Annotated in this window: 24 protein-coding genes; 9 read left to right on the top strand and 15 right to left on the bottom strand. The window is 69.3% G+C overall.

Features of this window, described 5'->3' with window-relative positions:
• Nucleotides 1-717: autotransporter outer membrane beta-barrel domain-containing protein (locus AC6LJ5_RS17460; protein WP_498141139.1), on the top strand; the 717-nt coding region annotated here is incomplete at its 5' end.
• 96 nt (nt 718-813) lie between these two features.
• On the opposite strand, the gene AC6LJ5_RS17455 is transcribed toward AC6LJ5_RS17460, so the two are convergent.
• The 3 genes from AC6LJ5_RS17455 to AC6LJ5_RS17445 are packed head-to-tail and all read right to left on the bottom strand — an operon-like array spanning nt 814 to nt 3,771.
• Entirely contained in the window at nt 814-1,590 is a 777-nt protein-coding gene (locus AC6LJ5_RS17455) for an SDR family oxidoreductase (RefSeq protein WP_498141138.1), read from the bottom strand.
• A gap of 32 nt (nt 1,591-1,622) precedes the next feature.
• Nucleotides 1,623-2,537 (bottom strand): beta-keto acid cleavage family enzyme, encoded by a 915-nt coding sequence (locus tag AC6LJ5_RS17450; RefSeq protein WP_392412072.1) that lies wholly within the window; start codon nt 2,535-2,537, stop codon nt 1,623-1,625.
• 28 nt (nt 2,538-2,565) lie between these two features.
• On the bottom strand, nt 2,566-3,771 hold the full coding sequence (locus AC6LJ5_RS17445) for an ABC transporter substrate-binding protein (RefSeq protein ID WP_498141141.1): 1,206 nt from the start codon (nt 3,769-3,771) through the stop codon (nt 2,566-2,568).
• Nucleotides 3,772-3,918: 147 nt separating this feature from the next.
• On the opposite strand from AC6LJ5_RS17445, the gene AC6LJ5_RS17440 reads away from it, so the two are divergent.
• On the top strand, nt 3,919-4,692 hold the full coding sequence (locus tag AC6LJ5_RS17440; protein WP_498141137.1) for a Crp/Fnr family transcriptional regulator: 774 nt from the start codon (nt 3,919-3,921) through the stop codon (nt 4,690-4,692).
• A gap of 28 nt (nt 4,693-4,720) precedes the next feature.
• On the opposite strand, the gene AC6LJ5_RS17435 is transcribed toward AC6LJ5_RS17440, so the two are convergent.
• Complete coding sequence (locus tag AC6LJ5_RS17435) at nt 4,721-5,761, bottom strand: hypothetical protein (protein ID WP_498141136.1); 1,041 nt, start codon at nt 5,759-5,761, stop codon at nt 4,721-4,723.
• A gap of 55 nt (nt 5,762-5,816) precedes the next feature.
• Nucleotides 5,817-7,034, bottom strand: a complete 1,218-nt coding sequence (locus tag AC6LJ5_RS17430; RefSeq protein WP_498141140.1) for an MFS transporter — start codon at nt 7,032-7,034, stop codon at nt 5,817-5,819.
• Between the two features lie 389 nt (nt 7,035-7,423).
• Here AC6LJ5_RS17430 and AC6LJ5_RS17425 point away from each other — a divergent pair, with 389 nt between their 5' ends.
• Together AC6LJ5_RS17425 and AC6LJ5_RS17420 are read left to right on the top strand one after the other, a co-directional pair.
• Nucleotides 7,424-9,253, top strand: a complete 1,830-nt coding sequence (locus tag AC6LJ5_RS17425) for an ATP-binding response regulator (protein ID WP_498141135.1) — start codon at nt 7,424-7,426, stop codon at nt 9,251-9,253.
• On the top strand, nt 9,250-9,903 hold the full coding sequence (locus AC6LJ5_RS17420) for a response regulator transcription factor (RefSeq protein WP_498141134.1): 654 nt from the start codon (nt 9,250-9,252) through the stop codon (nt 9,901-9,903). The genes AC6LJ5_RS17425 and AC6LJ5_RS17420 overlap by 4 nt, the downstream gene beginning before the upstream one ends.
• 12 nt (nt 9,904-9,915) lie before the next feature.
• Here AC6LJ5_RS17420 and AC6LJ5_RS17415 read toward each other — a convergent pair whose 3' ends face one another.
• The 4 genes from AC6LJ5_RS17415 to AC6LJ5_RS17400 form a co-directional block, all read right to left on the bottom strand.
• Nucleotides 9,916-10,539: an FMN-dependent NADH-azoreductase gene (locus AC6LJ5_RS17415; protein WP_498141133.1), complete on the bottom strand. Its 624-nt coding sequence runs from the start codon at nt 10,537-10,539 to the stop codon at nt 9,916-9,918.
• Nucleotides 10,540-10,683: 144 nt separating this feature from the next.
• On the bottom strand, nt 10,684-11,370 hold the full coding sequence (locus AC6LJ5_RS17410) for an NUDIX hydrolase (RefSeq protein WP_498141132.1): 687 nt from the start codon (nt 11,368-11,370) through the stop codon (nt 10,684-10,686).
• Nucleotides 11,371-11,583: 213 nt separating this feature from the next.
• A complete protein-coding gene (locus AC6LJ5_RS17405; protein WP_103276132.1) occupies nt 11,584-12,000 on the bottom strand; it encodes a tautomerase family protein in 417 nt (138 codons plus the stop codon).
• Between the two features lie 38 nt (nt 12,001-12,038).
• Nucleotides 12,039-12,833: an SDR family NAD(P)-dependent oxidoreductase gene (locus AC6LJ5_RS17400; protein ID WP_498141131.1), complete on the bottom strand. Its 795-nt coding sequence runs from the start codon at nt 12,831-12,833 to the stop codon at nt 12,039-12,041.
• A 156-nt stretch (nt 12,834-12,989) separates the two neighbouring features.
• On the opposite strand from AC6LJ5_RS17400, the gene AC6LJ5_RS17395 reads away from it, so the two are divergent.
• Nucleotides 12,990-13,481, top strand: a complete 492-nt coding sequence (locus AC6LJ5_RS17395) for a winged helix-turn-helix transcriptional regulator (RefSeq protein WP_103276130.1) — start codon at nt 12,990-12,992, stop codon at nt 13,479-13,481.
• Nucleotides 13,482-13,498: 17 nt separating this feature from the next.
• Here the strand turns inward: AC6LJ5_RS17395 and AC6LJ5_RS17390 are convergent, their stop codons facing one another.
• From AC6LJ5_RS17390 to AC6LJ5_RS17365, 6 genes are all read right to left on the bottom strand, one after another.
• Nucleotides 13,499-14,704 carry an MFS transporter gene (locus tag AC6LJ5_RS17390; protein ID WP_498141130.1) on the bottom strand — a complete coding sequence of 402 codons (1,206 nt, stop codon included), beginning with the start codon at nt 14,702-14,704 and terminating at the stop codon, nt 13,499-13,501.
• Nucleotides 14,705-14,852: 148 nt separating this feature from the next.
• Nucleotides 14,853-15,740, bottom strand: coding sequence for a LysR family transcriptional regulator (locus tag AC6LJ5_RS17385; RefSeq protein ID WP_103276128.1), 888 nt, complete (start codon nt 15,738-15,740; stop codon nt 14,853-14,855).
• Between the two features lie 30 nt (nt 15,741-15,770).
• Nucleotides 15,771-16,277, bottom strand: a complete 507-nt coding sequence (locus tag AC6LJ5_RS17380) for a hypothetical protein (RefSeq protein WP_498141129.1) — start codon at nt 16,275-16,277, stop codon at nt 15,771-15,773.
• An 80-nt stretch (nt 16,278-16,357) separates the two neighbouring features.
• Nucleotides 16,358-17,269 (bottom strand): DUF4261 domain-containing protein, encoded by a 912-nt coding sequence (locus AC6LJ5_RS17375; RefSeq protein WP_498141128.1) that lies wholly within the window; start codon nt 17,267-17,269, stop codon nt 16,358-16,360.
• Nucleotides 17,270-17,396: 127 nt separating this feature from the next.
• Nucleotides 17,397-18,305 carry a SphA family protein gene (locus tag AC6LJ5_RS17370; RefSeq protein WP_498141127.1) on the bottom strand — a complete coding sequence of 303 codons (909 nt, stop codon included), beginning with the start codon at nt 18,303-18,305 and terminating at the stop codon, nt 17,397-17,399.
• Between the two features lie 178 nt (nt 18,306-18,483).
• Nucleotides 18,484-19,407, bottom strand: coding sequence for a LysR family transcriptional regulator (locus tag AC6LJ5_RS17365; protein ID WP_103276124.1), 924 nt, complete (start codon nt 19,405-19,407; stop codon nt 18,484-18,486).
• Nucleotides 19,408-19,525: 118 nt separating this feature from the next.
• Between AC6LJ5_RS17365 and AC6LJ5_RS17360 the strand changes: the two genes are divergently transcribed.
• Genes AC6LJ5_RS17360 through mhpA form a run of 4 tightly spaced genes read left to right on the top strand, consistent with a single transcriptional unit; the run spans nt 19,526 to nt 23,488 of the window.
• On the top strand, nt 19,526-20,410 hold the full coding sequence (locus AC6LJ5_RS17360; RefSeq protein WP_498141126.1) for an intradiol ring-cleavage dioxygenase: 885 nt from the start codon (nt 19,526-19,528) through the stop codon (nt 20,408-20,410).
• On the top strand, nt 20,407-20,709 hold the full coding sequence (locus AC6LJ5_RS17355) for a Dabb family protein (RefSeq protein WP_103276122.1): 303 nt from the start codon (nt 20,407-20,409) through the stop codon (nt 20,707-20,709). Before AC6LJ5_RS17360 ends, AC6LJ5_RS17355 begins: the two co-directional genes overlap by 4 nt.
• An 11-nt stretch (nt 20,710-20,720) precedes the next feature.
• On the top strand, nt 20,721-21,782 hold the full coding sequence (locus tag AC6LJ5_RS17350) for a maleylacetate reductase (protein WP_498141125.1): 1,062 nt from the start codon (nt 20,721-20,723) through the stop codon (nt 21,780-21,782).
• 56 nt (nt 21,783-21,838) lie between these two features.
• Nucleotides 21,839-23,488, top strand: a complete 1,650-nt coding sequence (mhpA, locus tag AC6LJ5_RS17345) for a bifunctional 3-(3-hydroxy-phenyl)propionate/3-hydroxycinnamic acid hydroxylase MhpA (RefSeq protein ID WP_103276120.1) — start codon at nt 21,839-21,841, stop codon at nt 23,486-23,488.
• Nucleotides 23,489-23,494: the final 6 nt, after the last annotated feature.

Raw genomic sequence — 23,494 nt, 5'->3', positions numbered from 1 at the left:
GTGGGCGGCGGCTGGCGCCTGGGCGGCGCGTTCGGCTACACCGATGCCCGCCTGAGCGCGCGGGACCGCGCCGCCAGCGCCAAGATCGGCAGCTACACGGCTACGCTATACGGCGGCAAGGGCTATGCGCTGGGCGCGGGCACGCTGAACCTCACGTTCGGCGGCGCCTACAGCTGGCACGACATCGATTCGCGCCGGCAGGTGCGCTACGGCAGCCTGGACCAGAAGCTGACCGCCGGCTACCACGCCAGCACCACGCAGCTCTTCGCCGAGACGGGTTATGCGATGAAGCTGGGCGATGCGGTGGCGGTCGAGCCGTTCGCGGGCCTGGCCTGGAGCGATCTGCGTGTGCGGGGGTTCAATGAATCGGGCGGCTCGGCGGCGCTGTCGGGCCAGGCGCAGAAGCAGCGCCTGACCACCAGCCTGGCGGGCGTGCGCGGCCAGTGGCAGCCCGAGGGCACTGCCATCGCATTGCGCGGCATGCTGGGTTGGCGTCATGCGTTTGGCGGCCTGCGGCCCTCGGCCACGCTGGCCTTCGACCAGGGGCCGGCATTCAGCGTGGCGGGCGCGCCGATCGCGCGCGACGCGGCGCGGGTGGAGCTGGGGGCGGACCTGGTGGTGGTCCGCAACCTGACGGCGGGATTGAGCTACGCCGGCGAGTTCGGCGGCGGCAGCCGCCAGCACACGGGCTCGCTGGACCTGCGCTGGCGGTTCTGACGCACCGAAGCGCGTCGCCGGCGCCGGGCAAGGCGTCGATGGGTCGTCCCGGGCGGCCAGGGGGAATTTCGTGCGGGTGTCTCTGCGGGACAGCCGCTAGCCCAGATGCTCCACGTTGCCGCAGACCGAGATGCTCTGGCCGCTGATCATCGCGCCTTCGTCCGAGCACAGGAAGGCGACCTGGTTGGCCACGTCCTCGGGCTGCGTCATGCGGCGCAGCGACACGCTGGACACCAGCTGCGCGCGCATCGCGTCGTTGCTGACGCCGCCGGCGGCGGCGCGCGCGGCGATGACGCGCTCGACCCGCTCGCCGGCCACCACGCCGGGCAGCACGGAATTGACGCGGATGTTGGACGGGCCCAGCTCCATGGCCCAGGTCTGCGTCAGGCCGGCCAGCCCGAACTTGCTGGCGCTGTACGGCGTGCGCAGCGAGAAGCCGAGCCGGCCCGCCACCGACGAGATATTGATGATGGCGCCGCCGCCGGCCGCGCGCAGCAGCGGCACCGCGCCGCGCGCGCACAGGAAGGCGCCGGTCAGGTTGACTTCCAGCGTCTGGCGCCAGGCGTCCAGCGTGGTGTCCTCCAGCCGGCTGGTGGGGCCGGCCACGCCGGCGTTGTTGACCAGCGCGTCGAGCCTGCCCCATCTTTCGGCCAGGTCGCGGTACAGGTCCAGCACCTGCGCTTCGGACGACACGTCGGCCACGCTCACGCTCAGGTTCGGATGGCTGCCGGCCAGGGCGCGGCAGGCGTCGGCGTCCACGTCGCAGGCATGCACGCGGGCGCCGGACGCCAGGAACTTGCGCACGATCGCCAGGCCGATGCCGTTGGCGCCGGCGGTGACGAGGATGTGCTTGTCTTGCAGGGATAGGCTCATGGGAATCTCAGGTTGCGTGTGGCGGGGCGCGCTCAAGCGGCGAACTCGGGCCGGGGGCCGTCCGTGCGCGGCAGGCCCATGATCTGGCGCGCTTCCGCCGGCGTGGCCGGCTCCATGTCCAGCTCGCGGATGATGCGCACGATGCGCTCGGTCAGCTGCACATTGGTGGCCAGTTCGCCGTGGCGGTAGTACAGGTTGTCTTCCAGGCCGACGCGGGCGTGGCCGCCCAGCAGCAGCGCGCTGATATTGGCCTCCAGCTGCGACGGGCCGATGCCGCTGACGCAGAACACGCTGTTCTTGGGCAGCAGGTCCACCATCATCTGCAGGTGGCGCGGCGAGAAGGGCATGGCGTTCTGGAAGTTGCGGTGCACGTTCATGACCAGGTTGATGAAGGGCGGGCCGTCGTCCAGCCCTTCTTCGATCAGCGTGGTGGCGTCCTGGATGATGTGGGTGGGGCTGAACACCTCCCACTCGGGCTTGATGCCACGCGCCTTCATGCCGGCGGCCAGCTCGCGCGCCTTGCTCAGCGGCGTGTTCATCAGGTATTCGCGGTCGCCGAAGGCCAGGTTCAGCGTGGTGGCGTCCAGCGTGCACATCTCGGCGCCGGCGTCCATGCCCTTGAGCCGTTCCTCCCAGGCGATCTCCCAGTTGCCGGGCGAGGTCTCGCGGATCATGTCGCCATGCACGCCGCCGCCGGTGGAATTGTTCAGCACGATGTCGCAGCGCTCGCGGATGCGCTGGTTCATGTCGCGGTAGATGGCCGCGTCGCAGGTGGCCTGGTCGTCGGGCCGGCGCGCGTGTAGCGCGACCACGCTGGCGCCGGCGTTGTAGCAGCGGTAGACGTCTTCGGCGATTTCGGCCGGCTGGGTGGGCAGGTGGGGGTTCTGGCTCTTGAAGGCCATGCCCCCGGTGGGGGCGATGGTCACGATCACTTTGCGTTTTGCCATGGCTGGTCTCTTGAGTGTCGGGCGCGGCTTATTTCCACAGCGCGCAGCGACTTTCCGATTGCTTGGTGAAGGCTTCGTTGCCGTCGATGGTCTGCACCACGTTGAAGTAGTCCCAGGGTTCCTTGGACTGTTCCGGCGTCTTGACCTGAAGCAGGTACATGTCGTGGACCACGCGCCCGTCCGGGCGCACCACGCCGTCCTTCAGGTACAGGTCGTTGAGCTTGTTGGCGCGCAGATAGGCCAGCACCTTGTCGGCGTCGTCGGTGCCGGTGGCCTTGACGGCGCGCAGGTATTGCAGCGCGGCGGAATAGTCGGCGGCCTGCAGCGACGAGGGCATGCTCTTGTGCCGCTTGAAGAATTCGCGGCTCCAGGCGCGGGCGGCGTCCGAGCTGTTCCAGTACCAGCTGTCGGTCAGGTACATGCCCTGCGTGGCCGGCAGGCCCATGGCGTGGATGTCGTTGATGAACATGATCAGGCCGGCCAGCTTCATGGTCTTGGTCAGGCCGAATTCGTTGGCCGCCTTGATCGCGTTGGTGGCGTCGGCGCCGGCGTTGGCCAGGGCCAGGATCTCGGCCTTGCTGCTTTGCGCCTGCAGCAGGAAAGAGGAGAAGTCGCTGGACGACAGCGGATGCTTGACCGAGCCCAGCACCTTGCCGCCGCCGGCCTGCACCACGCTGGTGGTGTCGGCCTGCAGCGCCGCGCCGAAGGCGTAGTCGGCCGTCAGGAAGTACCAGCTCTTGCCGCCGGCCTTGACCACCGCGTCGCCGGTGCCGCGCGCCAGCGCCACGGTGTCGTAGGCATAGTTCAGCGTATAGGGCGTGCACTGCTCGTTGGTCAGCGCCGGCGCGCCGGCGCCGACCACGATAATCGGTTTCTTCTTGTCGGCGGCCACGCGCGACATGGCCAGCGCGGCGCTGGAGTTGGTGCCGCCGATCAGCATGTCCAGGCCCTTCTGGTCGAACCACTCGCGCGCCTTGGCCGAGGCGATGTCGGCCTTGTTCTGGTGGTCGGCGGTGATCAGCTCGATCTTTCGGCCGTCGATCGAGCCGCCCATTTCCTCGATGGCCATGCGGATGGCCTCGACGCCGCCTGGGCCGTCGGGGCCCGAGTACACGCCCGACAGGTCGGTGATGAAACCGATCCGGATGACGTCGTCCGAGAACTGCGCCTGGGCGGCGCCGGAACCGACGGACAAGGCGGCGCCGCACAGGGCGGCGGACAAGGCGCGCGACATTGACAACATTCCAGTCTCCTCTTATGTTTTTTGACCCGATGGGCTCTCTTATTCTGTGGCCGGGTCTGTCGCGCGGACAGTCACCATGGTGACAAAGAATCCTAGGGTTTACCTGGACGCGGCCACGCAGCCGGCAATGAGGACACCATGCGCACAGCGCCTGCGAGTACAGGGGAAGGACCGTCGAGCGCGCGCGGGCGGCAGGCGCAGGGCGCGGTGGACCGGATGCTGGACGTGGTGCCCTGGTACAACGGCCTGCCGGCGCCGGAGCGCGCCGAGATTCGCGCCGGCCTGCGGCTGGTGTCGCTGCGCAAGGGCGAGTACCTGTTCCGCATGGGCGCGCGCTCGCCCGGCTGGTACGGCGTGGTCGACGGGCTGGTGAAATGGTCCTCGCCCGGCATCGACGGCAAGACCCTGTCGCTGGCGGGTTTCAGCACCGGCAGCTGGTTCGGCGAGGCCACCATGCTGCGCGCCGCGCCTTTCGATTACGAAGTGGTCGCCCTGCGGCCGAGCCGCGTGGTGATCCTGCCGCGCGATATCTGCGAACGGCTGTGGAACCACAACATCGCGTTCACCCAGGCGCTCATGATGCACCTGGCGCAGCGGGTGGACTGGCTGATGGCCAGCTACAGCGGCAACGTGCTGCTGGACGTGGACACCATGGTGGCGCGGGCCGTCGCCGCGCAGCTGGCGGCGGAGTCGCATTCGGGCACCAATGGGCGGTTGAAGATATCGCAGGAGGAAATCGCCAGCCTGTGCGGCGTCTCGCGCCAGCGCTGCAACGCCGCGCTCACGCGGCTGGCGCGCGGCGGCGTGCTGCAGACGCGCTATGGCGGGCTGACCATTCTGGACAGCGAGGCCCTGCATGAGCACGCCAAGCTCAAGGGCGACGCCGCGCCCGAGCGCGAGCCGGACGCCTGAGCGGTCGCCTCCGGCGTTCGCGGCGAGCTTATCGGCCTGTCGCCGGTTGCGCGTCGGGCCCCTGGCCGTCCGGCGCGGCGGCGCTCCAGGCGGGCGGCGCGGGCAGTAGCGGCGGCTGGTCATCGCGCCAGATGTGCCAGGCCGACGTCATCGTCATGCCGCCCACGCTGATCGTCATGTTTTCCAGGGCCTCGACGGTCGCGCCATCTCGGGTCGAGATCACGAAGCGCATGGCGCGCTGCTTTTCTGCGTCGCGGATGCGGGCCCATTGCGCGTCCGTCAGCGATTTCGCCCGTTCGCCCAGGGTAGCGACCATGGCGTCGATCGTGGCGCGCTGCGATTGGCGGAAGGCGTCCTGGTCATAGGCCAGGCGCGCGCTGAAGGTAGCGCGCCGGCTGGCCGGGTCGTAGGCGTCCAGCCGCCATGTCGTGGCGGTGGCGATGCGAACGCCCCGGATGTCTTCGCTGCCCGGCACGGTCCACTCCTGGCCGATGGCGAAGGCCGAGGCCTGCGAGGATTGCGCCAGCGCGAGCGTCGCGCTTTCGGGCGCCAGCACGCCGACGATGGCCAGCGGGTTGGCCTTGATCGTTGCCAGCGCGCGCCGGGCGGCGCTGTCCGGCGGCGCGACGGCTCCGCCCGGTCCGGTCGCGGCCAGGGTCCGTTCCAGCGTGGCGATGATCGCGTCGGCGCCGGGCACGGCCGTGGGCGTGCCGGTCGGATCGGTGTCGATCTCCAGCTGGCGCAGGCCATAGGCGGCCAAGGTGCCGCCGTACAGGGCATTGAGCGGATAGGCGCCGGCGCCGCCCGTGGCATCGGCGGGCAGGTCGGCGGACAGGTCCCAGCGCATCCGCAGCCCGGTCTCATCCCGTGTCAGCACGGTCGCCGACAGCAGGAAATCCCCGCGCATGACCACCGGCGCGGCGACCGGCGCGCCCGGCCAGGATGACATGTCCGTCTCGGTCGTCTTCTGGACGCGGTAGCGGTATTGCGCGCCGGCCCGGGCTTCATAGTCGGGAATGTCGACGCGTTCGGCCGCCAGGACCGGGACGGCGCAGAGCGCGGCCGCCATCAGGCATGTCAGCCGGCCTGGCGGGATCTTTTGGGGTGACAGGCGCGCCATGGCGTCACGCCGCACGCCGCGTGTACGCGGCGCTCCTGGCCAGCGCGATGACCGCCAGCGCCAGCGGAATGAACGAGACCCACAGCACCGTGCGCCAGTCGTAGGCGGCCAGCAGGCCGCCCGACGCGAACGAGCCGACCGCCATGATGCCGAAGATGATGAAGTCGTTCAGCGACTGCACCTTGGTCCTTTCCTCGGGGCGATGGCATTCCAGCACCAGGGCCGATGCGCCCACGAAGCCGAAGTTCCAGCCCACGCCCAGCAGCACCAGGGTGACCCAGAAATGCGCCACGTCCAGGCCCATCAGGCCGATCGCCGCCGAGATCCCGGTCAGCGCCAGGCCGACGCTGACCATGCGGCCGGCGCCGAAGCGCATGATCAGCCGGCCCGTGAAGAAGCTCGGGGCGTACATGGCGATCACGTGCCATTGCAGGCCCAGGTTCGCGTCTTCCTGGGAGTGGCCGCAAAGATGCATCGCCAGCGGGGCGGCCGTCATCAGGAAGTTCATCAGCAGGTAGGAGACGGCGCCGCAGACCACCGCGGTGACGAAGCGCGGCTGGCGCGCGATGACGGCCAGCGGCCGGCCGCCGGCGGCTTCGGCCGGGCCGGGCATGGGCAGGCGCACGCCCAGCAGCACCAGCGCCGACGCCGCCGCGACCGCCGCCTGCACGATGAAGGTGGCGGCGAACATGTGAGCGGGCCACAGGTACATGGTGTGCGTGACCAGCTGCGGCCCGACCACGCCGGCCAGCACGCCGCCGCCCATGACGAAGGACAGGGCGCGGGCGCGCCGCGCGGGCGACACGCCGTCGGCGGCGGCGAAGCGGAACGACAGCACCACGGCCGCGTAGGCGCCGCCGAAGAAGGTTCCCAGGCAGAACAGCCAGAACGATCCCAGGACCACGGCGAGGGCGGCCAATAGGCCGACCAGCACGCCGCAGCCGGTGCCGGCCAGGAAGGCGGCGCGGCGGCCATGGCGCCGGGCGATGGCGCCCGCCGGCAGGATGCAGGCGGCCATGCCGACCACGAAGATGGACAGGGGCAGGGTGGCCAGGGCCTTGTCCGGCGCCAGCATGTTGCCCACGATGGAGCCGGTGGCGTAGACCACGACGGCATTGGCGCCGGCCAGCGCCTGGGCGATGGTCAGGCGGGCGATATTGCCGCGCTGCTCGCGCGGGGAAAGCTCGGCGGCGGGCGCCGTGGTTGCACTGATAGACAAGATGCCCCTCGTTGAGTCGGTCCGGCGCGCCAGGCGGCGCGTCGGAGGATCGCGGGCTGCCCTCGGGCGCCGCGCTTGTCCTGGGAATGTAGCCTGTTTGCGCCCGGCCGCCCGTGGCGGCCTAAGACCAAAGTCCGATGCGCGGCCCGCCGCCGCCTGTTACCTGTATGGCATGCGGATTTGTCCTCCCGTCGCGGGCGCGGAGGGGTTGCACGCATGTACGACGGGAGGCTGGCGCCGTGTCCGGATTATTGACCCGCTGGTTGGCAATTGCTAAATTTTTCCGCGCATCCCCAGCCCGGCAGCCGCCGTGGCCATCGCCGTTGCCTTTCCCCTATTTTCCCGAACGGGGTCGCGTCCGGGATCCTCACAGGCTCGCGCCGCCCTCGTTCATGGATCCAACTTCCGAAACCCTGGCCGCTGCGTTTCCCGACGGTTCGCGCGTCCGGGCGGTGCAGGTGGCCGTGCTGCGCCGCAGCTTCCCCTTTGCCCTGTCGGGCTCGGTCATCGTCGCCTGTTTCAGCGCCTATGCCCTGTATGGCATCCTGCCGGACCGCGAGTTGGTGCCATGGATCGCTGTGATGCTGCTGGTGGCCGCCCTGCGCTGCGCCGCCATGCTGGCCTACGATCGCCATCAGGCGCGGCCGGACGCGGCCGAACGCTGGCTGCGCCGGATGTTCCTGGGCAATCTCGCCTCGGGCATGCTGTGGGGGCCACCGATCGCCTACTGGAGTTTCTTCCTGCCCGTCGAGTACCAGCTGTTCTGCATCGTGATCCTGATCGGGCTGGGCACGGGGGCGATCTATTCCAACTACATCGTCCTGCCGGTCGTCTACGCCTTCGAGATCCCGGCGCTCGCGCCGCCCTTCATCGCGCTGGCGGCGCAGCCTTCGCCGCTGCACATCGCCATGGTGGCGAGCGGAGTCGCCTATGTGGCCTCCACGCTGGCGTTCACGCACCACATGCATCGCACGCACCTGGACGCCCTGCGGCTGGGCTACGAGAACCTGGCGCTGCTGGAGCAGGTGCGGCGCGAGAAGGAGGCGGCCGAGCGCAGCAACCTGGAAAAATCGCGCTTCCTGGCCGCCGCCAGCCATGACCTGCGCCAGCCCGTGCACGCGGTCAGCCTGTTCCTGGGCCTGCTGACCAACGAGAAACTCACCGCGCATGGCCGCTACCTGGTGGACAACATCGCCAGCGCGACGGCGGCGATGGGACATCTGTTCGATGCCTTGCTCAATATCTCCAGGCTGGACGCCGGCGTGATCGAGCCCCGGCGCAAGTGGTTCCCGCTCAATCCGCTGCTGGAGCAGTTGCGGGCCGAGTATGCGCCGCAGGCGGTGCAGAAAGGCTTGTCGCTGCGGGTCAGGCCCAGCAAGGCGGTGGTGAATTCGGATCCGGTGCTGCTGGAGCGCATCCTGCGCAATCTCATCAGCAACGCCATCGCGCATACCCGGCGCGGCGGCGTGCTGGTCGGCTGCCGGCATCGGCGCGGCGGCGTGCGCATCCTGGTCTGCGATACCGGGCCGGGCATCCCGCCGTCCGAACAGGAGCGGGTGTTCTGGGAGTTCCACCAGCTGAACAACCCGGAGCGGGATCGCAGCAAGGGGCTGGGACTGGGGCTGGCCATCGTGCGGCGCACCGCCGCGCTGCTGGACCATCCGCTGGTCCTGGCATCGCAGGAGGGGCGCGGCACCCTGTTCTCGCTGGGCCTGGAGACGCGCTCCGCCGAGGAGGCGCTGGCCGCGACGCCGCCGGCGCCCGAGCCCGCGCCGCCAGCGCCCGCCGCCGGCGACGCGATCCCGGACCACGGGCGCGGGCGGATGGTGCTGGTGGTCGACGACGATGCGCAGAACCTGGCCGGCCTGACCTTGCTGCTGGAAAGCTGGGGCTACCGCGTCGTGGGCGCCGCCAGCGGCGACGCCTTGTTTGCCAAGGTGGTGCACGAGCCCGAGCGGCCCGCCCTGATCATCAGCGACTACCGTCTGCGCGAACACGAAACCGGCATACATGTGATCGAGCGGCTGCGCGAGGAATACAGCGATCCGCCGATTCCCGCGCTGCTGGTCAGCGGCGACACCGATCCGGGCCGCCTGATCGAGGCGGCCGACAGAAACATCCCCCTGCTGCACAAGCCGGTGGAGGTCGAGGACTTGCGCGCGCATGTGACCGCGTTGCTGCATCGGCCACGGCAGACAGATTCCGAGGATTCCTTTCCATGACCGCAGTACTCCTGATCGACGACCACGCCATGTTCCGCGAAGCCTTGCTGCTGAGCCTCTCGCAGGCGCTGCCCGGCGTCACGGTCCATCCGGCGTCCAACGGCGCGGAGGCGCTCGCGGTCCTGCAGGCGCAGCCGCAGATCGGCAGCGTGATCATGGACTACTACCTGCCCGACCTGGGCGGCAGCGCGCTGCTCAAGCGCCTGAAGCAGTTGCGCCCGGGCATCCGCGTACTGGTGCTGAGCGCGTCCGAGGATCCCGACGACCGCGAGCGGGTCATGGTGGCGGGGGCGCAGGGCTTTCTGCACAAATCGGCCGACTGCCGCGCGCTGCTGGACGCGCTGGAGCAGATCGGCCAGCCGCCACGCGCCGACCTGGCGCCGGCGGCGGCGCCGCGCAAGCCGCCCGCGCCGATGCCGGCGCCGGTGGACGACATGGCCCTGCTCAGCGCCTTGACGCCGCGCCAGGGCGAGGTGTTGCGGCTGATGTGCGACGGCCTGCGCAACCGCGAGATCTCCGAACGCCTCAGCATGACCGAGAAGACCGTGAAGACCCACGTCACCGCCATCCTGGCGACGCTGGGCGTGGTCAACCGGACCCAGGCCACGCTGGTCGCGCGGCGCGGCGGATTGTTGGGCAAGCCCAGGTGAGCGCCGGCGGCGCTAGAAATCCCGGGCCATTTCGACCGCCTGCGCCTTGGCCCGCTCGATGGCTTGCGGCGCGCCGGCGTCCCAGGTGTGTTCGGCCATGACACGGCGGACCTCGCCCACGCCGATGAACTTCAGCCAGAACTCCAGATAGGCGGCCTGGTGCTCGAAGCCGGGGCTGCCGGCGCCCGCGCTGGGATCATGGCTTTGGCCGCGAGCGCAGACGAGCAAGGCCCGCGGAATGTTCAGCAGGGGCCCATAGGACTGGCCGTCGAACGTGAACAGCATGTTGCGCTGGCTCGCCAGGTCGATCAGCTGCTTGAGCTTGTACGGAAAGCCGAAGTTCCACATCGGCACGCCCAGCACGATCCGGTCTGTCTGCTGGAAACGCCGCGCCAGCGACTCGATCCGCTCCCAGGCCGACGCCTCGTCCGCGTCCAGCGGCGTCCCGGACACGCGCTTGTACTTCGCGCCAATGGTGCGGCTGTCGAATTCGGGAAGGTCCTCTTCCCAGACGTTGAGCGTATCGATTTCGAGCGTGGCGTGCGTTTGGGCGCAGGCGTCCAGGAATGCATGGGCGATCGCGATGGAGGCGGACTGCGGGCCGCGCGGGGAAGAGACGATATGCAATAAACGCATGGCGTTGGATCTGGATCGGACGGTGTGCCGTCGGGACGCTGGTTGCGCGCGACGACGGAGTGTTTAATGATTGCAATTGCAATCATATGGCGCAGTGTATTCCGCTTGCGCGTCGCATGGCAACAGATCGGATTGGCGTGATGGTCAGTCGCCGCGCTGGCCGCCGTGCTTTTCGGCCAGCGCGAGCGCCGCCAGCGATTTCAGCATGACGGCGGTGACGCCCCAGATGTCCTGCTGCTGCCCCGCCCAGTACCAGGCGCCTGAGCGCTCTCCGTCGGCATACTGCCGGGGCAGCGCGGGATCCAGCAGCGCGCTGAACGGGAATTCGAAGATCTCCGCGACTTCGGCGGGAGCCGCTTCCCAGGCGGCCGTGTCGGGCACGATGCCGATCACCGGGAAGATGGCGTGATTGCGCTTGCGGGTCCGGTGCAAGGGCAGGCAGCCCAGCAGCCGGACCGCATCGGGGGCCAGGCGGATTTCCTCGAATGCCTCGCGCAGCGCGGTCTCGCCCACGCTGCCGTCGGATGCCATCGGGCGTCCGCCGGGGAAGCTGACATGGGATGAGTATTCGCTCAGGCCCGACGAACGCTTGGTGAGCAGGATGGTCGGCTCGCGCCGCGCCACGATCGCCACCAGCACGGCGGAGAGTTTCCATTGCCCGTCCAGGTCCGTCAGATGTTGTTGGGCGGCGGGCCAGTCCGTCGACGCCGGGATGCGCAGGTCCGCCACGCCGCGCGCGATGGCTTGCAGGACGGGAAGGGAGCGGTCGCCGCCGGTCGGCATTGCCGTGATCGGATGGCTGGCATTCCAGGCTTTGTCGTCGCGTTTCACGCTGTCCTCCCGCGTTGAGGCCGGGCCCGCGGATCCAAACCGGCGCCGGCTTGGGCCGGGAGCGCCGAGGACCGCGCAGGGCTGCGCTTGAGTATAGGTCCGCGCGCGGGTTCGCCGTGGCTCGAATACAGGCGGGGAAAGCGGGGCGTCCGCGTCGCGGCGCTGCTGCGCCGCGTTTTTCCCGACTTGCGCCTGGGGCTGTGAGCGCTTCGCTTATGCCGGGACAGGCCGGTTCTGCTCGCGCCATCGCTCGCTCTCGGGCGTGCCGGGCACGGGCGGGCGCTGGTCCTGGATGGTCCACAGGCTGAACGGCGTCTCGTCGATGTGGATTTCCCAGCGCAGTCCGCGCTCGGCGATATAGGGCGCCAGCAGCCTGCCCACGGCGCCCAGGAAGCGCCGTTTTATCTCGTCCTCGTGTATCTGCCGGGCGATATGGTCGACCGAGATGCGCACGAAATCGTCGGCGCGTTGCCCGCCGATGAAAAAGGACGCCTTGGGCACGGGCTGGAACACCAGGCCGACATAGAACTTCGGCAGGTCGGTGTAGAGGGCGGTGACGCGTTCGGCGATAGCCTGCTTGTCGTCGTCGGAGAAGGCGTTTTCGGGGTGGTAGATTTTCCAGAGCGGCATGGGGATGCTCCTGCGGGTGTGGTTGGGGGATGGGAACGTCAGGCCGAGGCCACGCCGTAGCGCGCGGCCGGCTCGCCGCTGTGTGTCAGCGCCTTGACCAGCGCGCCGCGCGCCGCTTCCAGGCCGCTCCAGCCGGCCGGATCGGACAGGGTGGGAAAGCAGACCCGCTCGCCCTGGTCGAGCGCGCGCAGCGCCGTGGCGACCAGCGTGTCGGCCTCCATGAACAGGTGGTCGGGAAAGGGCGCGGGCTTGCCGCCGAAGAACTCGGAGCGGACCATGCCGGGCATCACCGCCTGCACGGTGACGCCGGCCGGCTCCAGCTCGGCCTGCAGCGCGCGGCTGAAATTCAGCACATAGGCCTTGGAGGCGCTGTAGCCGGACGCGCCGGGCACCGGCATCAGGGCCAGTATCGAACCGATATTGACGATGACGCCGCGCTGGCGCCGCGCGAAGGCGCGGGCGGCCGCCAGGGACAGCCGGGTCAGCGCCAGCACGTTCACCTTGACCATCCGGTCGACGGCATCCGTGTCGGCCGTCGCGCCCGGTCCCAGCGCGCCCAGGCCGGCGCAGTTCACCAGCATGGCGATGTCTTCCCTGGTCGACAGCGCCTCTTCCAGCCGGAGCAGGTCTTGCGGGTTGGCGAGATCGGCGGGCCAGGCCTCGACCTTGCATCCATGGGCCGCGCGCAGCTGCTGCGCCAGCGCGTCGAGGCGGTCCTGGCGGCGCGCGCTCAGGATCAGGTCATGGCCGCGCGCCGCCAGTTGGCGGGCGTAGGCGGCGCCGATGCCGGACGAGGCGCCGGTCACCAGCGCGGTGCCTGCTTCGATGTTCATGGGGATCTCCTTTGAATCGTGGTGGCGAGGTTTTAAGTACAATTATTGACTTCAATTATTGAAGTTGTAAAGTGACGACCTGCCGCCAGGCACTTGAGCGATTCCAGCGCGGTTGCGATACTGGCGGCGATTGCCATACGACATGAAGGGAAAACGATGCGCGCCAAGAGTTTTGAAGGCATGGCCTGCTCCATCGCCATGGTGCTGGACGCCGTGGGCGACCGCTGGGCCATGCTGGTCCTGCGGGATCTGGTGCTGGGCCTGCGGCGCTACGACGATCTGCGCCGGTCCACCGGCATCACCAACGCCACGCTGGCCGACCGTTTGAAGCTGCTGGAGCAGAACGGCCTGATCGAGCGCTCGCTGTACCAGAGCGCGCCGGAACGCTACGAATACCTGCCCACGGCCAAGGGCCTGGACGTGGCGCTGGTGCTGCAGGCGCTGGTCCAGGTCGGCGACAAATGGCGGGCGCAGGAGTCCGAGGAGCCGCCGCTGTGCATCGTCAGCGCGCAGACCGGCGGGCGCGTGCGGCTGGGATTGGTGGACGAGGGCAGCGGCGCGCCGGTGCCCTACCAGGATCTGAGGGTGGAGGCCGGCCCCGGCGCGGATGACCTGATGCGCTGGCGCCTGGCCAGGCGGAAGGAATAGACGGCGCGCCGGCCTGATCAGTCCGCGCCGGCGGGGACGCGGCCGCGCATGGCGGGCGCGGCCATGGCGCGCCAGGCGAACGCCAGCGACGCCAGGAACAGCGCCGCGCCGGCGCCCATGTCCGCGGCCGCGCCGTAGTGATTGACCAGCTGGCCGCCCAGGGCGGAACCGATCGCGATCGAACTCTGCACGCAGGTCACGAACAGGGCCGCGCCGCCTTCCAGCTCGTCGCCCGCCAGCCGCATGATCCACAGCTGCAGGCATAGCGGCAGGGCGCCGAACGCCGCGCCCCAGACCAGCAGGCAGAACAGCGCCACGGCGGAGGACGAACCGGCCACGCAGAGCAGCGCGAGCGCCGAGGTCGCGGCGGCCAGCACCACGGCCAGCGTGCCGCGCAGCGTACGGTCGGCGCCCATGCCGCCCAGCAGGCTGCCGATGACGCCGGCGCCGCCATACACCAGCAGGGCCAGGGTAATGAAATAGCCGCTCGCGGCCGTCACGTCGGACAGATAGGGTTCGACGTAGGTGTAGGTCGCGAACTGCGTGCCCTTGGCCAGCACGGTGATGAGCAGCGCCTGCATGATCGCCGGCCGCGCCGCCAGGCGGAACAGCTGGCGGGCGCTGATGCGCGTCGCCTGCGTCACGGTGGGCAGGCTGACATACTGGACCGCATAGGCCAGCGCCGAGACGACGCTGGCGGCCGCGAACGCATTGCGCCAGCCCTGTTCCTGGCCGATCAGCGTGCCCAGCGGCACGCCGAGCACGATGCCGACCGAGATGCCGGCGTAGACCACCGATGTGGCTCGGGCTTCCGATCCGGCCGGCGCCAGTCGGTTGGCCGTGCTGGCGCCCAGGCTCCAGAAGCCGCCCACCGCGATGCCGAGCAGCACGCGCGCGGCCAGCATGGCCGGCAGGCCCGTGGCCGTCATGGACAGCAGGTTCGACAGGGTCAGCAGCAGGCTGAGCGCGAGCAGCACCTGCCGGCGGTCGCGCTGCCCCGCCAGGATGGTCAGGGTGGGCGCCGATATCGCCGCCAGCAGGCCGGACGCCGCCACCAGCAGGCCCGCCGTGCCGACGGAGATGCCCAGGTCGGTGGCCATCGCGTTGAGCAGGCCCACGGGCAGGAACTCCGCGCTGACCAGGCTGAAGCTGCTGACGGCGATGGAAAACACCGCCGGCCGGGGTTTCCTGGCGCGGGCGGCGGGCTGGGCGTTGTCGTTCATGGAGGTTCCGTATCGGGTGGGCGGCGCACAGGCACCGTTCGCCCACTCTATCGGCCCCGCCCATGCGGAAAAAGCGCCGCCCGTGGAAGGATCATCCACGTCCATGGATAGTGCGCGCGGCCGGCGGAGCGCGCAGCGAGCGCGCCTCTCAGCCGAACCGGCTGGCGAGCCAGTCGAGGAAGACGCGCAGCCGCGCGCTGGGATGCCGGTTGGGCGGATAGACCGCATGGAACGCGGCGGCGGGACGCGTCCAGTCGGGCAGGATCTCCACCAGTTCACCCGCGTCCAGGCTGCGCTGCACGAAGGGGCGCAGGTGCTGTCCGATGCCCAGGCCTGCCAGCAGCAGGCGCGTCAGCCCATCGCCGTTGTTGACGGAGAACGCGCAGTCGCCGGCTTCATGGCGTTCGCCGTCGCGTTCGAACAGCAGCGGCTGCAGCTTGCCGGTGGCCGCCGAGAAATGGCCGATCAGCGCATGTCCTTGCGCCAGGCCAGCGGGCGACCCGGGGATGCCCTTGCGGTTCAGGTAGGCGGGCGACGCGCAGGTCACATAGCCGAACTCGGCGATGCGCCGCGCCACCAGGCCCAGGTCGCGCAGCTCGCCCGCGCGGATGGCGCAGTCCACGCCTTCGCCCACGATGTTGACGGGCCGGTCGTCGATGCCGATGGCCAGTGTCACGTCGGGGTACTGCTGATGGAAGTCCGGCAGCGCCGGTATCAGCAGGCAATTGGCGAAGGAGGTCGGCGCGTCGATGCGCACATGGCCGCGCGGCTTGAGCTTGCGGCCTCGCACCGCGCCGTCGGCCGCGTCCAGCTCGACCACCAGGCGCGCGGCGGATTGGTAATACTCCTGGCCTTCCGCCGTGACGGAAAGCCGGCGCGTGGTCCGGTGCATCAGCTGCACCCCCAGATGCGCTTCCAGGTCGGCGATCAGCTTGCTGACCGTTGAGCGCGGCACGCCTAGCTGGTCCGCGGCATGGCCGAAGGTGCCGGTTTCCACCACGCGCAGGAAGGCGCGCATTGCCAGGAGCTGGTTCATCGCGATTGCCGCGTCGCCTGCCGTCAGCGTCTATTGCGCCGACCAGGACCCGGGCTGGTCCACCGGGCGGGGCAGATAGCCTTCCAGCGTGTCGGCGATCCAGCCGGGATCGATGTAGTTCCAGCTGGATTCGATCACCCAGGCCAGGCATTCCTCGGGACCGCCATTGAGATACGGCGGCGGCGAGACCGGCTTGAACACCGTGGGCAGCTTGTCCTGCAGCGACAGGTCATTCAGCACGAAGCCCAGTTCCTGCACCACGCGCCATGCCAGCGGATCGGCGATGTCGATGGTGAGCTTGACCCACCAGTAGGCGTCGGGGGTGACTTCGGAGGACAGCACGCGCACGCCGGGCACGCGGTCCAGATACGCCGTCAGGCGCGGCAGGTTGGCATGCAGGGGGCGAGGGTCGATCGTGTCGATCGGAGGCGTGACGTTCTCGAGCTTGCGGACCAGGTGCGCGTGGAGCGTGCGCTTGGCATCCTGGGCCTCGCGTTCCAGCGCCTTGTGCAGCTTGCCGGGCAGGGTCAGTTCCATCGGTGTCCATCCTGAAGTCATCCGGCGGTGATAGTACACGGGCTCGCCCGGCCGGCGCGGCAGGCCGGGCGCGGTCGCGTTCAGGCGTCCGGCCGGTTGATCTGGTCCTCGGCGATGATCTCCGCGACCAGCGTGCGGCCCGGCCCTTGCAGGAAGTACTCGGGCTCGTCGGGCTCGCGCAGTTTCAGGTAGGCGTTCTCGCCGATCTGCATGGTGTGGCCGGCGTCCATCTCGGCGCCGCTCTGGAGCAGATAGGCCATGATGTTGTTGAAGATGTTCGAGTAGAACTCGCCCTGGTGATGCCCCTCGGCCAGCGCGGCGAAGTCGGGCAGGCCGAAGCGGTCGGCGCCGTAGGTCCGCATCCACACGCCTTCGGTGCCTTCCACCTCGTACTTCACGAAGCCGCAGTACAGCATGGTCAGCGGCAGCGAGCGCAGCAGCTCCAGGCTCTCGTCGCCGAGCGAGGCGCGCGTGAACACGCCGGCCGGCAGCGACGTGTGGGCATGCTCGTTCATGACGGCGACGCCGCCGGCCTCGGCCAGCGCGCCCGCCACCGCGGCCACGGCCACGTATTGCTCCAGCGGATCTGCATCGTGGCCGGTGTAGTACAGCAGCACATGGCTGGCGTGCGCGCGCACCTCGGCCTTGACCTCGGCGGGGTAGTGCGCCGGCGCCACGCAGACCTCGACCGTGGCCTCGGGCAGCGGCGCGTTGAAGCCGACCATGCGGACCACATGCTCGCCCCAGCCCGCCAGGCCCAGCCAATGGTCGCCGCCTGTATCGAGTTCGGCGCGCGCGTCGGCCATGGACGGGTGATAGGCCTGCAGCGCGCGCGTGAGCACATCGGCCTGGTTCGGTAGCGGGCCGGCGAAGGCGACCTGCAGGCTCATGCCGTCCTTCTGATCGGGATTGGAAACCAGCGCGGCGGGTTCGGCGTTGGGTTGGCCGGCGGCCGGTTCCTTGCGGCCGAAGAAACGCGAAATGATGCTCATGGGCGGAATGCGTCAAGTGAACGGAAAGCCGGGATGCTAGCAACCCGCCTCGCGGGACGGGTTGCGCATTCGTTTCAATTCATGACGTCTGACGTCCATATGCTGCGCCGGGGCGGTCGCCGGTCGTTCAGATCGGAAAGCTGAACTGCACCCACAGCTTGCCGCCCTGGGGCCGGTTGCGCACCGCGAATTCATGCTGGTACTTCACGGCGATGCCGGACGCCGGACCCCACATGTAGCGCAGCTGCGGACCAATGCCCGCCGCCTGGCCGCGAAAGCCGTCCGCGCCGACCTTGACGCCGTCCTTCCTGTCGTCCGTGAACTGCTTGAGCAATGTGCCCTGCACGCCCAGCTGCAGGCGCGGGCTGACGGCGTAGCCCACCAGGTAGTCCAGCACGGCGACCGAACCGGACTGGTAGCCGGTCGCGCGGTTGCGCGTGTTGGCTTCGATCAGCGTCGTGGTGGAGACTTCCCATCGCGGGCTTGGAAACCAGCTCATGCTCAGGTACGGCAGGAAGGCATATGTGTTCAGGCCGGTATTGGCGATCCGGCTGGACGAATAGGCGCCGGTGGGCACGGCGAACGAGGGCGAGAAGAAGGCGTGGAAGTCTTTTGCAGGACTGGCATAGCCCAGCATGAACGGCTCCAGTATCACGTCGCCCAGCGCGGTCCTGGCTCCCGTTCCGGCTGGCGTGGACAGGCGCGCGCGCTGGATCGGGACGATCGCGCTGCTGGAAATCGTGAAGGGCCCCAGGCCACGCTCCCAGGTGTGCACGATGCGCGGCGTCTCCGCCACCACGTCCAGGCGAAAGCCGGGAACGGCGCTGCCGCCGTGCGGACCGGCGAATCTGTCGGCGGAATAATAGATCGAGTAATTGAAGAACTGCGTGGCGCCCGGCGGCGGCAGCAGGCCGTTGAGCACCGTGTTGACGCCGACCGGATAGCTGATCTGTCCGTTCTCGGTGGCGTGGGCAAGGTTGGCGGCCGCGCAGGCGAGCAGGCCGGCGCCGAGCCGGCGCGTGATGGGGTATGTCATGGCGTCTCCAGGCCAGGTTGTTTTTTTGCGTTGTCGTGGTTGCCGATGCGCGGGCGCGGAGCCCGCGTTTTTCGGCAGACGCAATGGTGGCCGTGTGTCTGGAGCGGAAAAAGTCCGGTGGGGGAAGAACAGTTCTTCGCGTGGCGAAGGAGTTGTTGGCGCAGGGGGCTGGGCTGCGCTATCGCGCGATCTCGTTCCACTTGCGGGCAAAGCCCAGCCGTTCGAAGCGTTCCATCAGGAACTCCGTGAACACGCGGATCTTCGCCGGCTGATGGCGCCGGCTTTGGTAGGCGATGTTGATGGTGAGCGCGGGCAGGCGCCAGTCGGCCAGCACCGGCACCAGCTTGCCGGCGACGATGTCGGCGTGAATGATGTACAGCGGCTGGATCAGGATGCCCAGCCCGGCCAGCGCCGCCGCGCGGATCACCTGTCCTTCGTTGGCGTCGAGCACGCTCTTGATGGGCACCGACTGCGTCCGCGCGCCGCGCTGGAAATGCAGCACATAGGGATCGTTGGCCAGGTTGTAGACCAGCAGGTCGTGCTGGCACAGCGCGTCCGGCGTGGCGGGCGCGCCGCGCTTGGCCAGGTAGCCGGGCGAGGCGGCCAGCACGCGCCGCGTCTCGGCCAGCTTGCGCACGGTGATGCTGGAATCGCCTTCATGCTCGCGCGTGCGGATGGCCACGTCGATGCCGGCCTCGATGAAATCCGGATAGCGGTTCGCGGCCACGATCTGCACGTCCAGGTTCGGATAGCGCTTGTGGAATTCCGGCAGCGCGGGCGCGATGTAGATCGAGGCGAAGGACACGGATGCTGTCACGCGCAGCGTGCCGCTGGGATTGAGCGTGGCGGCGTTGACGGCGGCGTCGGCTTCCGCCATCTCGCCCATGATGGCGACGCAGCGCCGGTGGTATTCGCGGCCCACGTCGGTCAGCCACAGGCGTCGCGTGGTGCGCTCGACCAGCCGCGCCGACAGGCGTTCTTCCAGCGCGTTCAGGCATCGGCTGGCCGCCGCGCTGGACATGCCCAGCCGTTCGGCGGCCTTGGACAGGCTGCCCAGTTCCGCGACCTGGATGAAGAACTCGATCTGGGCCCATCTGTCCATGCTGGTGATTTCTCCGCGTAGCGGAGAACAAAACTCCGCAAACCTGTCTTTTTTCCTTGGCGAGACGGAATTAATGTTATCGCAACCGATCGCAGAACTACATCCGGAGACTACCCCTATGCGCAATCTCAACGAAGACACGATCACGCAGGCCGTGATCGCGTCACTCGGCGGTTGCCGCGACGAGCGGTTGCGGACCGTCTTCACAAGTCTGGTCCAGCATCTGCATTCCTTCGCCCGCGAGGTCCGCCTGAGCGAAGCCGAATGGCAGGCTGCCATCGGCTTCCTGACGGGCGTGGGCCACATCACCGATGACCAGCGTCAGGAATTCATCCTGCTGTCGGACGTGCTCGGCCTGTCGACGCTGGTCACGGCGCAGAACCATGCCAAGCCGGCGGGCTGTACCGAGGCGACGGTGTTCGGCCCGTTCTATGTCGAGGGCAGTCCGGAGTACGCATGCGACGCGGACATCGCCAATGGCGCCCCAGGCGAGCCCTGCTTCGTGCGCGGCCGGGTGCTGGATGTGGACGAAAAGCCCGTGGCCCATGCCCTGATGGAAGTCTGGCAGGCCGATCAGGAGGGCCACTATGACGTGCAGTCGCCGCCGGCGGCCGACGGCAGCATCACGCACCGCGCGCGCGGCAAGCTGCGCACGGACGCGCAAGGGCGCTATGCCTTCCGCTCGATACTGGCCGAACCCTATCCGATCCCCCACGATGGTCCGGTCGGCGCGTTGCTGTCCGCGCTGGGCCGGCATCCGTGGCGGCCCGCGCATCTGCATTTCATGATCCAGGCGCCGGGCTGCGAGACGCTGATCACGCATGTGTTCCGCGACGGCGATCCCTATCTGGAATCCGACGCGGTGTTCGGCGTGCGTTCTACGTTGGTCGCCGACTGGGTCCGGCATCCCGCGGGCCTGGCGCCGGACGGCTCGCGCCTGGACGCGCCGTACTACACGCTGGACTATGACTTCGTGCTGAACCCCAAAAGGCCGTCGGCATGATCCGGCACGTCGTGATGTGGAAAGTGGCGGGCCGCAGCGCCGACGAGCGGAGCGAGGCGCGCCGGCGCGTGCAGGCGGCCTTCGAGGGGCTGCGTGGCCGCATTCCGGGCATGACGCGGGTCGAGATCGGCGCCGACGTCAGCGGCGTGGACTATGCCTGCGACCTGGTGCTGGTGGCGGACTTCGAATCGGACGAGGCGCTGCGCGCCTATGCGGAGCACCCGGCGCATGCGCGGGTGCGCGAGGAACTGGCGGGCCTGCGGATCGCGCGCCACCAGGTGGACTACGTCACGCGGTGACGGGGGGAATCATGGAATTCATCTATCAGGCGCGCCCCGCGCGCGTGATCTTCGGCGCGGGCAGCCTGCGCCATCTGGAAGACGAAGTGCAGGCGTTGGGCGCGCAGCGTGCGCTGGTGCTGTGCACGCCGGAGCAGCGCGCCATGGCCGAATCGGTCGCCGAGCGGTTGGGCGCGCGTGCCGTCGGCGTCTACGACCGGGCGGCGATGCACGTGCCGATCGAAGTGGCGCGGGACGCGCGCGAGTTCGCCCGCTCGCGCGGCGCGGACTGCGCCGTCGCCGTGGGCGGCGGCTCCACGGTCGGGCTGGGCAAGGCGATCGCGCTGGAAAGCAGCCTGCCCATCCTGGCCATCCCGACCACCTATGCGGGCAGTGAAATGACGCCGATCTACGGCGTGACCGAGAACGGCCTCAAACGCACGGGCACCGATCCGCGCGTGCTGCCCCGGACGGTCTTGTATGACCCGCAGCTGTCGTTGAGCCTGCCGGTGGACCTGTCCGTGGCCAGCGGCATCAATGCCATGGCGCACGCGGCCGAGGGCTTGTACGCGGTGGATGCCAATCCGGTGATGAGCCTGATGGCCGAGGAAGGCATCGCCGCGCTGGCGCGCGGCTTGCCGGGCCTGCGGCGCGACGCCGCCGATCCGCGCGCGCGCGGCGACGCGCTGTACGGCGCCTGGCTGTGCGGCACGGTGCTGGGCAATGTGGGCATGGCGCTGCATCACAAGCTCTGCCACACGCTGGGCGGCAGCTTCAATCTGCCGCATGCGCAGACGCACGCCATCATCCTGCCGCATGCGCTGGCCTACAACACGGCCGCCGCGCCCGAGGCGATGCGCCGGATCGCGCGCGCACTCGGCGCCGAGGACGCGGCGCGCGGCATGCACGCCTTTGCGCGCGCCGTGGGCGCGCCGCTGTCGCTGGCCGACATCGGCATGCGCATGGCCGACCTGGACCGGGCCGCCGACCTCGCCGTCGCGAATCCGTATCGGAATCCGCGTCCGGTCGAGCGCGGCGCGTTGCGCGCGCTGCTGCAGGATGCCTTCGACGGGGCGCCGCCGCGCGAATACTGAACACGATCCCGCGCGAATGGCGGGAGACAACAATACAGACAATCAAGGAGACGGAAATGACGTCAGAACAAGAGGCGCATGGCGCGGACGAGGCCGCGCGCTACGACGTGGCGGTGGTCGGATACGGGCCCACCGGCCTGGTCGCGGCTTCGATGCTGGGACGCGCGGGCTATCGCGTGATGGTCATCGAGCGCTGGCCCACGCCTTATGGCCTGCCCAGGCTCACGCATATCGATGGCGAGACCGCGCGCATCGTGCAGGCCAGCGGCGAGATCCAGCGGGCGCTGCGCAGCGCCAAGGCGGTCGACACCTATCACTATCGCGACGCGGCCGGCGATCTGCTGCTGGAACTGAACTGGAGCGGGCGGGCCTGCGGCTATCCCGCGCACATCTCGATCTACCAGCCCGACATCGAGGATGCCGTCGAGGCGCGCGCCAAGGGCTACCCGAACGTGACCGTGTTGCGCGGCTGGGAAGTCGACACGCTGAAGCAGGACGAGCAGGGCGTGACGCTGTCCGCTCATCCCCGGCGCGGCGGCCAGGAAGCGCAATGGACGGACGCGCCCCGCGAATTCCGCGTGCGCTACGTCATCGGCGCCGATGGCGCCAACAGCTTCGTGCGCCGCACGCTTGGCATCGAGCGCAGCGACTTCGGCTACAACGAGCGCTGGCTCAACCTGGATTCCGAGAATAAGCGCGACCTGGGCGCGGCCTGCGCCCTCACGACGATCTACTGTGATCCGGCGCGCGCCTACATGCACATGCCTATCGGCACGCGGCGCACCCGTTTCGAGCTGCGTGTGCTGCCCGGCGAGGAAACGGCCGATTGGGAACAGGAGGACGCCGGCTGGCGCTGGCTGCATGAACGCTATGGCCTGGGGCCGGACGACTTGAAGCTGCTGCGCCACGTGGTCTACACCTTCGAGACGCGCATCGCCGAGCGCTGGCGCGAGGGGCGCGTGTTCCTCGCGGGCGACGCTGCGCACACCATGATGCCGTACATGGGGCAGGGCGCCTGTTCCGGCATGCGCGACGGCATCAACCTGGCGTGGAAACTGGACCTGGTCTTGAGCGGGCGCGCCTCCGAGGACTTGCTGGACAGCTACGAGGCCGAGCGTCGCCCGCACGTGACCGCGATCACGCAGATGTCCCTGTTCCTGGGGCAGGTGGTCAACGAGGACGACCTCGACAAGGTCGCCCAGCGCGACGCGGCGTTCCGCGCCGGCCAGGTGCCGCCGATGCCGCCGTTTCCGAGGATCGAGCACGGCGTGCTGGGACGCGGGCGCGACGGCGGCCTGGCGGCGGCGACGGGAGCGCCCGCGCCGCAGGGGCGCGTGCGCCAGGGCGCGGCGGAAGGCTGCCTGGACGAAGTGATCGGCTACGGCTTCCAGCTCGTCGCCCGCGAGCATCCGGCCCGTCATCTGGATGAGAGCCAGCTGCGTTTCCTGGAGCAGCTCGGGTGCCGTTACGCGGTGTTGTCGGTCGATGGCGCCGGTCGCGACGCGGTGGTCGACCTGGACGGCGACCAGCAGGCGTTCCTGGATGCGCATGGCATCCAGGCCTATCTCAGCCGGCCGGACTTCGCGGTGTTCGGGTCGGTAGCGACGCTGGACGACCTGGGCGCGCTGGTCGATGACCTGCGCCGCCAGCTGCACTGGCGGGCGGACGGGCGGACGCAATCGGCGGCGGACGCGCGCGCGGCATGAAGGAAG

It is taken from the genome of Achromobacter sp. 1011791174 (genome assembly GCF_059760925.1).
The sequence above is the reverse complement of the archived record's forward strand: the minus strand, read 5'-3'. Positions and strand labels throughout refer to the sequence as shown.